Source organism: Aliiroseovarius sp. CAU 1755 (assembly GCF_054482655.1).
Genome location: NZ_JBTLRH010000004.1, coordinates 41,448 through 54,296 on the forward strand (window position 1 = coordinate 41,448; position 12,849 = coordinate 54,296).

Below are 12,849 nucleotides of genomic sequence, written 5' to 3' on the forward strand. Positions count from 1 at the left end.
ATGTTCCGCCTGACCGAATACATGCACCAACTTGCCAAACCCACCCCCGTGCGCCAACGCCGGGGTGACGGGATGGTGAAACCCGTGGTGATCTGGAACCTGACGCGCCGCTGCAACCTGAAATGTCGCCACTGTTACACCGTGTCGGCCGACGTGAATTTCCCCGGCGAATTGTCCGAGGCGCAGGCTATGGACACGTTGGAAGATCTGGGCCAGTTCAAAGTCCCCGCGATTATCCTTTCGGGCGGTGAGCCGCTGGACAGCCCTTACCTGTTCCCGCTGGCGAAACGCGCCCGCAAACTGACCCGCGTTCTGGCCCTATCCACCAACGGCACCAAAATCCACGGCGAGACCGCCGATCAGGTGGCCGAGATCGGGTTCAACTATGTTGGCATCTCGATCGACGGGATTGGCGAGACGAACGATTGGTTCCGCGGCGTTGACGGAGCATTTGACGACGCCGTGCGCGGTGTGCGCGAGTTGAAAAAGCGCGACGTGCGCGTGGGCCTGCGTTTCTGCCTGACCGAAGGCACGCAGCACCATTTACCCGACCTTCTGAAACTCTGCGATGATGAAGGGGTCGACAAATTCTATCTGTCCCACCTTGTCTATGCCGGGCGCGGCGACAAAAACCGGGGCGAGGATGCCCACCATCTGATGACCCGCAAGGGCATGGACCTGTTGATCGAACGCGCGTGGGAAAGTGCCTCGGGCGGGCGGCAGTTGGACATCGTCACCGGGAATAATGACGCCGATGCGGGCTATTTCCTGCAATGGGCGGCCGAGAATTTCGACGCCGAGAAAGTCGCCCATCTGCGCGAACATCTTGTAGCTTGGGGCGGCAACTCATCCGGTATGGGTGTCGCCAATATCGACTTCTTGGGCAAGGTCCACCCCGACACCTATTGGTCCGACTACACCGTCGGCAATGTGAAAGACACGCCGTTTTCCGAACTGTGGACCAGTGATGACCAAATGCTCGCCACCCTGCGCACCCGCCCGCGCCCCTTGAAAGGCCGCTGCGGCGCCTGCGCGATCAAGGACGTCTGTGGTGGCAACACCCGCATCCGCGCGCTACAGGTTACGGGCGATCCGTGGGCCGAAGATCCGGCCTGCTATCTGACAAATGACGAAATTGGCGTGACCGATGCCGACCGGCTTGAAGTCACCCCCTTCCGAGGCAAAAGCAATGACCCGAAACACCAGTTTTTCTAAAGCCCTCGCGCTGACCGCAGCCCTGACCGCCCTGCCCTTTGCGGCAAGTGCCGACCCAGAGGCGGACTATCAGGAACACTGCGCCGAATGCCACGCCGAGAACCGTCTTGGCGCGCAAGGCCCGGCCTTGATTCCCGAAACGCTGGCCCGGATGCGCGGCCCGAAGATCGCCGAGGTCATCCGCGATGGCCGCGTCACGACGCAGATGCCCGCCTATTCCGAAGAGCTGTCGGAAGAGCAGATTGCCGCGCTGGCCGACTATCTGAAAACCCCGCTGGATGTCATTCCCCCATGGAATGAGCCTGAGATCATGGCCAGCCGCGTGATGGACGAAGATTACGTGCCTGTTGACGCGCCCGTCTGGCCGTCCGACCCGATGAACATCACGCTGGCGGTGGAAACCGGCGATCACCACGTGTCCGTTCTTGATGGTGATACGTTCGAGGTGCTGGATCGGTTCGAAACCCCCTTCGCCGTCCATGGCGGCCCGAAATTTACCCCTGACGGCAAGTTCGTCTTCATCATGTCGCGCGACGGCTGGGTGCAGAAATATGACATCTACGCGTTGAAACAAGTGGGCCGCGTGCGCGCCGGTCTGAACAGCCGCAACATCGCCATGTCGGGCGACGGCAAATGGCTGGCGGTCGCGAACTACCTGCCGAACACGCTGACCATCCTGTCCACTGATGACCTGTCAGTCGCAGAAGTGCATCAGGTCGAGGGGAAAGACGGCACACCCAGCCGGGTCTCTGCCGTCTATCAGGCCCCCCCGCGCGACAGCTTCGTTCTCGCGCTGAAGGACGTGCCGGAAATCTGGGAGGTCTCTTACAGCAAGAACCCCGACATGGGCATTTATGCCGCCGGGTTCACCCATGATTGGCGCATTGAAGGCCCGACCAAGCAGGACACGCCCTTCCCGATCCGCAAGATCACCACGCCCGACTATCTGGACGATTTCTTCTTCGATCAGAAATACGAGCACATCATGGGCGCGTCGCGCAAAGGCGAGGATGGGTTGGTCATCGACCTGGTGATCGGCATGAAAGTGGCCGATCTGGACTTGCCAGGCATGCCGCACCTTGGGTCGGGCATCACGTGGGATTGGAACGATACAAAGGTCATGGCCACCCCGCACCTGAAAGAAGGTGTGGTGTCGGTGATCGACATGAACAGTTGGAAAACGGTCAAGCGGATCACCACCGAAGGCCCCGGTTTCTTCATGCGCAGCCACAAAAACTCGCCCTATGTCTGGGCCGATGTTTTCTTTGGTCCGAACAAGGACAAGATGCACATCATCGACAAAGAAACGCTTGAGATCGTGAAGACCTTGCAACCCGTGCCGGGCGCGACCGTCGCCCATGTCGAGTTTACCAAGGACGGCAGCCACGCGCTGGTGTCGGTCTGGGAAGATGAGGGCGAGGTGTTGGTCTATGACGCGAAGACCCTCGAGATTGTGAAGCGCTTGCCGATGCGCAAACCGTCGGGCAAGTATAACGTCTGGAACAAGATCACCTTCGAAGAAGGCACCAGCCACTAACCCCGCGCCAGCTTGCAAAAGGAGCCAGCCATTGGACCATATCGACGCCCTGATCGTCTCGCACGGCCAACCCTCGTCGCCCGATCCGGCCGAAGCCGCGTTGGCCGCTTATGTCGCGCAGGTGCAGGCCCATGTGCCAGACTTGCGGCTGGGATCGGCCACGCTGGCCAAACCCGGCAGCCTTGACGCACAGCTTGAACGCATGGCCCCCGGTGCGGTGATTTATCCGCTGTTCATGTCCGATGGCTGGTTCGTGCGCACCTGTCTTGCGGGGCGTGTGGGCGACGCGCCTTTTGCGGTGATGACGCCATTTGGCATGGACCCGGACCTGCCGGATCTGGCCGCCGCTGGCCTGCGGGCCGAAGGCTGGGCCGATGGCGATCCGCTGCTGCTGGTCGCGCATGGGTCGGGCAGCGGGCGCCCTGCGCCTGAACGCGCGACGGATGATTTCGCCAAAGCTCTGGCCACCGCGCTTGGCGGCGCGAACATAACGGTCGGGTTTCTAGAGCAATCCCCCACCATTCCCGAGGTCGCAAAAGGCTTGCCGGACAATGTCCTGTGCCTGCCCTTCTTCGCGATGGAGGGCGACCACGTGCGCGAAGACGTGCACGAGGAACTGGGTGAGTGCGCCTTCAAAGGCCGCGTTTTGCCAGTCATCAGCCAATTGCCCGGCGTCGATGCGATGGTCGCCCGCGCCATCAAGGCGAAACTGGCCGAAGGAAGCGCCGCACAGCAGGCGGCGTCGGCCTAACGCCTAGCCGCGCACCCATGTCAGGATTGCGTCGGGATTGGCAGGCAGAGTTTCGGCCATATCGCCAACAAATTCGGCAAAACCTTTGCGGCTGCCCTCGCCCGCGCTTAGGCCCACCAAAACCGGGATGTCTTTTTCAAGCGCATCGGCGATGGCGGCGCGAAAGCCGCGGCCTTCGGCCTCTTCCGGGCCAAATTTGTTCAAGATGAAGGCGTCAGCGTCCAGGCTACTGGCCTGATCCACGGCGGCCACGGCTTCGGCAATCGCTTCGGGGTTCAGACGGCACCCATCCGACCCTTCGCCCAGCGATTGGGTGATGCGGATGGTGCGATTGTCCGCCAGAACACGCACATCCATGTCGCAATGGTGCGAGCCTTCGGGCATGTCCTGCAAAACCTTGACGATGCCGTTCAGCACGAAGCCCTCGGCCTCAAGGGTGGCGGCGGCCTCGGAAATCAGGCGGTCGGTTTCGCCCCGCCCATCTGCGGTGATGCAAGCGATCCTCATGCAGGCTCTCCTTCTTTGGCGCGCGACCAGTCCGCACCGCGTGCGCCGGTCAAAAACCCGTCCGAAAGGCGCATTCCGCCTGACAGGGTTTCCAATTCAGCCGACAATGCAGCGGCGTCCAGCGTTCCGTCAATCCGGTCGCGCCACGCCTGACAAACGCGCGCAAAATCGCCGGTTTGGGGTGATAGACGCAGGGCGGTCACGCCCGCTTTTTCCAGCACCTCCAACTGGTTGGCCATGCTGGCGCAACTGTCCGACAGGGTTTGTACGCCGTTCATCGCCAAAAACGGCTGGTCTTCCAACGTGCGCACAGACAGCCCATCGGGGTCATCTTCGCAGGCAAACTGGCAATTGTCCTTGGTCCGCTTGTGCAGCCGCGCGTGATAGCAACGACCCGAGATCGCCAGCGGCAAACGCCCGTGCCCCCAGACCTCAATCGTGACACCGCGTTTGGCCCCCTCAGCCGCCAGTGCCGTGACAGACGCCAACGGCAATTCCGGCGGCAGGCAAATGCGCGTGGCCCCGCGATCGGCGAGCCATGCCAGCGTGCCTTCGTTATAAACGTTGACCAAAGGCCCCACCGAAAACGGCGCGTCCTTGGGCAGATAGGCCAGCGTGGTCAGGTCGTTCACCTCGACCTCGACACCTGCATCGGCCAGCTCGGCAGTCAGCTTGCGTTCGCGTTTCAACGTCACCAGCGCAAGCGAGGTCACGGCGACCTCTTTCCCCGCCTCCAGCAACGTTTCAATCGCGCCGGGAATGCGGTCTTGGTAAAACGGCAGACGTTTTGAACACACAAGCTCGCCCAGCACGACACGCACGACAGGGGCGGTGGCCATCTGGTCGTAAAACTCGCTCCACGCGTCTGCTTTCCAGAAGAATTGGTTGGGTCCGACGGTCAACTGCATGAGTTATCTCCAGGTCTTCTTATAGGCACCGGCGGTTGCGGCCTGCCCTTCGGTCAGTTGCGCCAACATCCCCTCGGGCATCGGACGCCCTGCGGCTTGGGCTTCAACGGCGGCACGGAAGTTGCGCACCACTTGCGCGACATAGGACCGCGAGCGTTGCCGCCCCTCAATCTTCAGCGCCGTCACACCCGCCTTGGCCAGTTGCGGGATCAGTTTCTCAGCATTCAAACTGACCGGATCTTCGAACAGATGCCCGGACGCGTCGCCTGCGCTAAAGCACCCCTTGCACAGCGTGGGGTAAGGTGCGGGTTCATCCGCGCCGACCTTGTGGATGGTGAACCCGCCCAGCTTGGCCGACAGCGCGCCGTGATCGTCGTGGTATTCCACATGGCTCGCGGGCGAGCACACGCCGTTCATGTTGGGCGATAACCCGGTGGCGTAGGATGACAGCGAACAGCGCCCTTCCGCCATCACGCACAACCCCCCGAAAACGAACACCTCGGTCTCGACCTCGGTTTCCGCGTTGATCGCGGCAATTTCGGGCACGGACAGAACGCGCGGCAGCACGACGCGCTTCACACCAAACTCGCTGGCATAGAAATTCAGCATATCGGCATTGGCGGCGGCGGCTTGCACCGACAGGTGCCGACGCAGGCCGGGATGGTGCTTGGCCGCGTAGGCCAGCAAGCCCAGATCGGCCAGAATCACCGCATCGACGCCGCATTTTTCCGCGTCCGCCACAGCGCGGTGCCAGATCGCCTCGGCCCCCGCGCGGGGGTATGTGTTGATCGCCACCAGCACTTTCGCGCCGTGGTCATGGGCAAATTTCACGCCTTCGCGCATTTCGTCCCGGTCGAAGTTCAGGCCGGGAAAGTTGCGCGCGTTGGTTTCATCGGCAAACCCGCAATAGACGGTGTGCGCCCCCGCTTTCACAGCCGCGCGCAGGGATGCGGGCGTGCCGGCGGGGCAAACGATTTCCATTACCACAGGGGGTCCTCCTCGTGGCGCGACAGGGCCACGCCGGTTTTGGTTTCAGCAAGCCCAATCAGGCGCTTGACCTGCGGGGCGAAGGGACCGGACATCGCCCCGGCCTCGGCGGCGAGGTCAAGTTCGGCGTCGTCAATGGCGTTGCGCAGGGCCAGAACGGCGGCGGTGTCGCCTTCGATCACCAGATCGCGCGAGAAAAACAGCGCATCGCCATCGTAAGCCCCGTGCACCATGCCCAGAAGCCCGGACAGAGGCCCGGCGATCCGCGCATCCCCCTGCATGGGTTTGCGCGACAGCCGCAGGCGGGGATGACCCGCGCGCGGCTCCAGAAGCAGTGTCACCGGCAGGTCGGTCGGGTCCAGCACGAAGCGCGTATTGCTATAGTCGCCCAACCGCTTGAACATCGACGGATGCCGCGTCGCCATCCTCCTCGCAAACGCGCCGAGCGCCAACGAGATCGGGGTCAGGGGCAGTCCGCGCAGGGCAAAGGCGGGAAGGCGTGGAAAAACAGGCAGTTGGACGGCATGGTCCTGCATGGCGCACCTCTTCAATGCGGGCAAACGGGTGTCTACACCGGACTTTCATATCAATCTGGGCGCGCGGTAACTTGACCTTGGTCAATTGCCGCATCACAGCCCGGTGATAGCGGTGAACGATCTGCAAAAAGGAACCGACCATCCGCACCCTGCCCCCCTTCCCCACGCTGCGCGCTTATCTCGACTGGGCAGCTTCGCGCGGCGATCTGACCGCCGTGCCTGACCCCGTGTCGGTGCGCCATCAGATGACCGCCGTGCACCGCGCGGTGTTGGAACGTGGCGGGCCGGTTCTGCGTTTTGACAAACCCGTGCTGGACGCGGGCCGCGTGTCCGATGTGCCGGTCGTGGTGAACCTGTTTGGCACGCCGGAACGCGTGGCCGCAGGGCTGGGCGTCGCACCCGACAAGCTGGATGAGCTTGGCGCATTTCTGGCCGCTTTGCGCGCGCCCACGCCGCCCGACGGAATGCGCGATGCGCTGTCGCGCTGGCCCATGCTGAAAGCCGCCCTTGCCACGCGACCCAAGATCATGCGCCGCCCGCCCGTGCAGGCCGAGGTTCACACGGACCCGGACCTGTCAACGCTGCCGATCCAGACCCATTGGCCGGGCGACACGGGGCCGCTGATCACATGGCCCGTGGTGCTGACCCGCCCGCATGGCAGCGACGCGGGCGACGTGAAACGTTACAACGCAGGCGTTTACCGCGCACAGGTGATTGACCGCAACCGCATCATCATGCGCTGGCTGGCCCATCGGGGCGGCGCGGCGCATCACCGGTCTTGGGCCGCGCAAGGCGAACCGATGCCCGTGGCAATCGCCTTGGGGGCGGACCCGGCCACGCTTTTGTCCGCCGCCCTCCCCCTGCCTGAAACAGTTTCGGAACTGGGCTTCGCGGGCGTCTTTTCCGGCGCGCGTCCCCGCCTTGTGCCCGCCAAGACTGTCCCCCTGATGGTGCCAGCGGATGCCGAGATGGTGATCGAGGGCTGGGTCCACCCGTCTGAGACCGCGCCCGAAGGCCCGTTTGGCGATCACACCGGATACTACAACCAGGTCGACCCCTTCCCCGTGATGCAGGTCAGCGCCCTGACCCACCGCAAAGACCCGATTTACCTGTCCACCTATACCGGTCGCCCGCCAGATGAACCCGCGATCATTGGCGAGGTTTTCAACCGCCTCGCCCTGCCCCTGATCCGCGCGCAGATCCCCGAGATCCGCGACCTGTGGTTGCCCCCCGCCGCCGCGTCCTATCGCATGGCGGTGATCTCGATCGACAAACGCTATCCGGGGCAGGCGCGCCGGGTGATGATGGCGCTGTGGGGGATGTTGCCGCAATTCAGCTATACCAAGATGATCGTCGTGGTGGATGATGACATCGACCCGCGCAATTGGGATGACATCGCATGGGCGCTCGCCACGCGGATGGACCCGTCGCGCGATGTGACAATTCTGGAGAAGACGCCGATGGATTACCTTGATTTCGCCTCGCCCGAGCCAGGACTCGCCGGGAAAATCGGCATTGACGCCACCAACAAGATCGGCGCGGAAACCAGTCGTGAATGGGGCGAGGTCATGCACACCAACCCGAAAGACGCAGCCTTCGCCGCCGACCTTCTGGCGCGCCATTTGCCGGAGTTGTCCCAATGACCCGCGTCGTCCTTGGTATCGCAGGCGCATCAGGCGCGGCCCTTGGCCTTGCCACCGCGCGTCACCTGGTGGCCATCGGGGCCGAGGTTGACCTGGTCATCAGCGCCGCTGCCGAACGCACTTTGCTTGAGGAATGCGGCGCGGATGCCTTTGACCAGATCACCGCCATGGCGACCCGGTTTCATGAACGTGGCAATATCGGCGCATCCATCGCGTCAGGCTCCGCCCCCGTGGATGGGATGATCGTCGCGCCCTGTTCCATGCGCAGCTTGGCGGCGATTGCAAACGGGCTGGACGACAACCTGCTGACCCGCGCCGCCAGTGTGCAACTGAAAGAACGCCGCCCGCTGGTTCTGATGACCCGCGAGGCGCCTCTGACGCTGGCCCATCTGCGCAACATGACACAGGCCACCGAAATGGGCGCGATCATCCTGCCACCGGTGCCCGCGTTTTACATGCTGCCCGAAAGCGTGGATCAGGTGGTCGACCAGATTGCCGCGCGGGCGGTGGACCTATTGCGGATTGCGCCACCGATTGCGTTGGACTGGAAAGGCTAGGCGCGGCCTGCCGCCCACTCATAGGTTTCAAACGCAGCGTTCGACGAACAACTGCCGCAGCCGACCTTGATCGCACAGCCGCCGCAATTGTCGGCCACTTCGACCCGTCGGATCACGCCCTTGCGCTGCCAATGGTCCAACATGCCGCGAATGGCTTCGGGTTGCAAATGAAACCTGTGCGACAGATCCAGAAGGCTGGCATGCCCATGTGTTTTCACATAGTTGCGGATGTCCAAAAGAACGGCCATATCACTCCGCCCCCACGGCAAACGGTGTCGGGCGATTGCCCAGCCACCTGAGGAACAGGAACACGCCGGCCAGCGCCGCCAGGATCGACACGATCCATATGGTCGAGCTGTCGGGGTGGCGATCAAATCGCGCGATCTGGTAAAACATCACCGCCGCACCGTAAGCCAGACCCATCGTCCAGGTGCTGGCAAACAACGCCCATTGCCAGCCCGTTTCGCGCCAGATGGCTCCGATGGCCGCGACACACGGCATATACAGCAAGATCAGCAGCAGATAAGCGAACGCCCCGGCCTGCCCGTCATAAAGGCTTGCCATCGTCCCGAAGGTCGAGCGTGACACCTCTTGCGTCTCCGCCGCCACGTCCGGGTTTGACACATCGCCGATGTTCAGCCCCAGCGGGTCGGGCGCCATGCCAATCGCGTCGCGCAGGTTGGGCAGGATCGTCGCACTGGCCTCTTTCACGCCTGCCACCAGCGAATAGGGGGTGCCGTCATCCGGTTCGGGCGTGGCGTAAAGCGTGTTCAGCGTGCCGACCACGGCCTCTTTCGCCAGAATGCCGGTGAAGATGCCGACAGTGGCGGGCCAGTTGTCTTCCTCGATCCCCAGCGGGGCGAAGGCGGGGGTCAGGCTGCGCCCGATTTCCGACAGGACCGAGGCCTCGCTGTCCTCGTTCCCGAAACTGCCATCGGTGCCCCATGAGTTCAGAAAGGCCAGCACAGCGACCATCAAGACGATGACCTGCCCGGCTTCCGTCAGAAAATCGCGCATCCGGTGCCAGGTGCGATGGGCCAACCCGCGCAAGGTCGGCAGGTGATAGGGCGGAAGCTCCATCACGAAGGGCGTGGGTTCGCCCTTCAGAATGGTCAGCTTCAGCATCAGCCCGGTGCCGACGGCGGCCAGCAGCCCCAGCAGATAGAGCGCAAACACAAGGTTCTGCCCGCCCACCGGAAAGAACGCGGCGGCAAAAAGCGCATAGACCGGCAGTCGCGCGCCGCAGGACATGAAGGGCGCCATCATCACGGTCAGCGTGCGATCGCGCGCGCTGTCCAAGGTGCGCGTCGCCATGATCGCGGGCACGTTGCAGCCAAAGGCCACGATCAGCGGCACGAAACTTTTGCCCGGCAGGCCGATCATCCGCATGAACCGGTCCATGACAAAGGCCGCGCGCGCCATATAGCCCGAATCCTCCAAAACCGAGAGCGCGAAGAACAGGCAGGCGACGATGGGAATGAAGGTGGCCACGGTCTGAATACCGCCGCCGACGCCATCGGCCATGATGGTGGTCAGCCAACCCGGCGCGCTGATCGCCCCCAGAAGTGCTGCGGTGCCATCGACAAAGATGGTCCCCGCCAGAATGTCGAAAAAGTCGATGAACGCGCCGCCGATGTTGATGGTAAACATGAACATTACATACATCGCGGCCAGAAAGACCGGGATGCCAAGCGCGCGGTTCAGGATCACCCGGTCAATGCGGTCCGACACAGTGCGGGCCACTTCGGAAGCGCGGCTAAGCGACTGTCCCACCAACTCCGCCACCGCGTCATACCGCGCGCAGGCAATGGCGGTGTCGGCATCCAGCCCGGTGTCAGCCTCAAGTGCGGCGCGTTCGTCAGCGGCCTGCGCGGCGACAGTGGGATCGGTCATCGCCGGGCACAACTCGTCGCCTTCCAGATGCTTGATCGCCAGCCAGCGCGGCACCCCTTGCGCGACTTTACCGGCCAGTGCGGTTTCCAACCGCGCGAGCGCTGCTTCGGTCGCATCGTCGAATTTCGGGGCGAATGTCGGCACTCCGTCCGCCGTTCGCATCAGGTCTTTCAACTCGGTCAACCCGCGCGCCTCGGAGGCGACAATCTCGACCACCGGGCAGCCCAGTGCGCGCGACAGAGCATCGGTGTCGATCACCAAACGCCGCGCCCGCGCCACATCCATCATGTTCAGGGCAACCACCACCGGCACGCCCATCTCGACCAATTGCACGGTCAGATAGAGGTTGCGTTCCAGGTTCGAGGCATCGACCACGTTGACCACAAGATCTGGCCGTTCGGACAGGATGAAATCGCGGGCAATGCGTTCGTCCAGCGACGCGGCCCCACCTGCCACCGACAGCGAATAGACGCCCGGCAGGTCCACCAGCGTGATTGCGGTGCCGTGGTGATGCAGATCGCCCAGCTTCTTTTCAACCGTGACGCCCGGCCAATTGCCCACTTGTTGGTGGCGACCGGTCAGGGCGTTGAACAGCGTGGTTTTGCCGCAATTCGGATTGCCGGCAATCGCAACGACGCGTGTCATGACACGATGGGGGTGGGTATGAGCGCGACGTTGATCGCCTCGGCTTCATGTTTGCGCAGGCTCAGGGCGTATCCGCGCACGCGGATTTCGACCGGGTCGCCCAACGGAGCCAATCGGCTGACCGAGAACTCGGCCCCCAAGGTCAAGCCCATCGACAAAAGCTTGCGCCGATAGCTGGGTGAGCCACCCAAAAATCCAGTGACCGTGGCGCGGTCGCCTATATTCAGGTCTTTGAGCTTCGGCATCGTCTGCAATTCCTTGGGTGAGTCGGCTATTCCCGACTGAATTACACAGGTATATGCCGCGCGGGCAAGCCTCCAGCCTTGATCTGAGTCAATTTATCGGGTTTGGCTTACTGCGCTGCCATCGGAACCCGCGCAATTTCGCACTGGCGCCACAACTGTTCCAAAGCGCCCAACAGGTGCGCGATATCTGCATCCGAATGCACTGGCGACGGGGTGATACGCAACCGCTCGGTCCCCTTCGGCACAGTGGGATAGTTGATCGGCTGGATGTAGACGCCATAGTCGCGCATCAGCGTGTCCGAGATGAACTTGCACTTCACCGGGTCGCCCACCATCACAGGGATGATGTGGGACGGGTTGTCGATATGCGGAATGCCCATCGCGTCCAGCCCTTCGCGCACCTTTGCGACGCGTTCCTTCTGGCGATCCCGCTCGACGTTCGAGCGTTTCAGGTGCTGCACCGAGGCACGCGCGCCTGCGGCCACGGCAGGTGGCAAGGCGGTGGTAAAGATGAATCCGCTGGCAAAGCTGCGCACGAAATCACACAGCTCGGCCGAGGCGGCGATGTAACCGCCCATGACGCCAAACGCCTTGCCCAGCGTGCCTTCGATCACCGTCAGGCGATCCATCAGACCTTCGCGTTCGGCAACGCCCGCGCCGCGTGGGCCGTAAAGGCCAACCGCGTGCACCTCGTCCAGATAGGTCATGGCGCCGTATTTGTCGGCCAGGTCGCAGATCTCCTTGATCGGGGCGATGTCGCCATCCATTGAATAGACGCTTTCAAAGGCGATCAGCTTCGGCGCATCGGGGTCGGCGGCGGCCAATTTGGCCTCAAGATCTTCCAGATCATTGTGCTTCCAGATCACCCGCGCGGCTTTCGAATGGCGGATGCCTTCGATCATCGAGGCATGGTTCAGCGCGTCGGAAAAGACAATGCAGCCGGGGATTTGTGACGCCAGCGTGCCAAGCGCGGCCCAGTTGGACACATAACCTGACGTGAACAAAAGCGCGCCTTCTTTATCGTGCAGATCGGCCAATTCAGCCTCAAGCAACACATGGTCATGGGTGGTGCCGGAGATATTGCGCGTGCCGCCGGCGCCCGCGCCCACCGTGTCAATCGCGTGGTGCATAGCTTCCAGCACATCGGGATGTTGCCCCATGCCCAGATAGTCGTTCGAGCACCAGATCGTCACGTCACCCGTGCCATCCGCACCCGTATGGCGGGCCTTCGGGAACGCGCCGCGTTTGCGTTGCAGGTCGGCAAAAACACGGTAGTTGCCGTCATCCTTCAGCGCATCAAGGCGGGTTTTGAAATAGTCTTGATAATTCATGGGACGTCCCTCCGGTGCCTTATCGGTTGTGGTATTGAACCGGATCGGCGGCGGGCCGGACATGATGTTTGTCAAGTGGACGGGAAAAACCGGG

13 protein-coding genes are annotated in these 12,849 nt (G+C 62.7%); 5 read left to right on the top strand and 8 right to left on the bottom strand.

Annotated elements, in window-relative coordinates:
* The 3 genes from nirJ to ACXYMP_RS15415 are packed head-to-tail and all read left to right on the top strand — an operon-like array spanning position 1 to position 3,503.
* On the top strand, positions 1-1,215 hold the full coding sequence (nirJ, locus tag ACXYMP_RS15405; protein ID WP_458907424.1) for a heme d1 biosynthesis radical SAM protein NirJ: 1,215 nt from the start codon (positions 1-3) through the stop codon (positions 1,213-1,215).
* Entirely contained in the window at positions 1,190-2,752 is a 1,563-nt protein-coding gene (locus ACXYMP_RS15410; RefSeq protein ID WP_458907426.1) for a cytochrome D1 domain-containing protein, read from the top strand. Before nirJ ends, ACXYMP_RS15410 begins: the two co-directional genes overlap by 26 nt.
* Positions 2,753-2,783: 31 nt before the next feature.
* Positions 2,784-3,503, top strand: coding sequence for a sirohydrochlorin chelatase (locus ACXYMP_RS15415; protein ID WP_298571607.1), 720 nt, complete (start codon positions 2,784-2,786; stop codon positions 3,501-3,503).
* Between the two features lie 3 nt (positions 3,504-3,506).
* Here the strand turns inward: ACXYMP_RS15415 and ACXYMP_RS15420 are convergent, their stop codons facing one another.
* The 4 genes from ACXYMP_RS15420 to ubiT are packed head-to-tail and all read right to left on the bottom strand — an operon-like array spanning position 3,507 to position 6,441.
* Positions 3,507-4,010, bottom strand: a complete 504-nt coding sequence (locus tag ACXYMP_RS15420; RefSeq protein WP_458907429.1) for a DUF2478 domain-containing protein — start codon at positions 4,008-4,010, stop codon at positions 3,507-3,509.
* Entirely contained in the window at positions 4,007-4,918 is a 912-nt protein-coding gene (gene ubiV, locus ACXYMP_RS15425; protein WP_458907431.1) for a ubiquinone anaerobic biosynthesis protein UbiV, read from the bottom strand. The genes ACXYMP_RS15420 and ubiV overlap by 4 nt, the downstream gene beginning before the upstream one ends.
* A gap of 3 nt (positions 4,919-4,921) precedes the next feature.
* On the bottom strand, positions 4,922-5,899 hold the full coding sequence (gene ubiU, locus ACXYMP_RS15430; protein WP_458907433.1) for a ubiquinone anaerobic biosynthesis protein UbiU: 978 nt from the start codon (positions 5,897-5,899) through the stop codon (positions 4,922-4,924).
* The gene (gene ubiT / locus ACXYMP_RS15435) at positions 5,899-6,441 is read right to left on the bottom strand and encodes a ubiquinone anaerobic biosynthesis accessory factor UbiT (RefSeq protein ID WP_248369929.1); all 543 of its coding nucleotides are present in this window, start codon (positions 6,439-6,441) and stop codon (positions 5,899-5,901) included. The genes ubiU and ubiT overlap by 1 nt, the downstream gene beginning before the upstream one ends.
* Before the next feature lie 140 nt (positions 6,442-6,581).
* Here ubiT and ACXYMP_RS15440 point away from each other — a divergent pair, with 140 nt between their 5' ends.
* Complete coding sequence (locus ACXYMP_RS15440; RefSeq protein ID WP_458907515.1) at positions 6,582-8,084, top strand: UbiD family decarboxylase; 1,503 nt, start codon at positions 6,582-6,584, stop codon at positions 8,082-8,084.
* Positions 8,081-8,641 (top strand): UbiX family flavin prenyltransferase, encoded by a 561-nt coding sequence (locus ACXYMP_RS15445; protein ID WP_458907436.1) that lies wholly within the window; start codon positions 8,081-8,083, stop codon positions 8,639-8,641. Before ACXYMP_RS15440 ends, ACXYMP_RS15445 begins: the two co-directional genes overlap by 4 nt.
* Here ACXYMP_RS15445 and ACXYMP_RS15450 read toward each other — a convergent pair.
* The 4 genes from ACXYMP_RS15450 to hemA form a co-directional block, all read right to left on the bottom strand.
* Complete coding sequence (locus ACXYMP_RS15450; protein WP_458907438.1) at positions 8,638-8,889, bottom strand: FeoC-like transcriptional regulator; 252 nt, start codon at positions 8,887-8,889, stop codon at positions 8,638-8,640. The two genes, ACXYMP_RS15445 and ACXYMP_RS15450, sit on opposite strands and share 4 nt — an antisense overlap.
* 1 nt (position 8,890) lies before the next feature.
* A complete protein-coding gene (feoB, locus tag ACXYMP_RS15455; RefSeq protein WP_458907440.1) occupies positions 8,891-11,179 on the bottom strand; it encodes a Fe(2+) transporter permease subunit FeoB in 2,289 nt (762 codons plus the stop codon).
* Positions 11,176-11,424: a FeoA family protein gene (locus ACXYMP_RS15460; protein ID WP_298571584.1), complete on the bottom strand. Its 249-nt coding sequence runs from the start codon at positions 11,422-11,424 to the stop codon at positions 11,176-11,178. Before ACXYMP_RS15460 ends, feoB begins: the two co-directional genes overlap by 4 nt.
* Before the next feature lie 107 nt (positions 11,425-11,531).
* A complete protein-coding gene (gene hemA / locus ACXYMP_RS15465; protein ID WP_458907442.1) occupies positions 11,532-12,755 on the bottom strand; it encodes a 5-aminolevulinate synthase in 1,224 nt (407 codons plus the stop codon).
* Between the last annotated feature and the right edge of the window lie 94 nt (positions 12,756-12,849).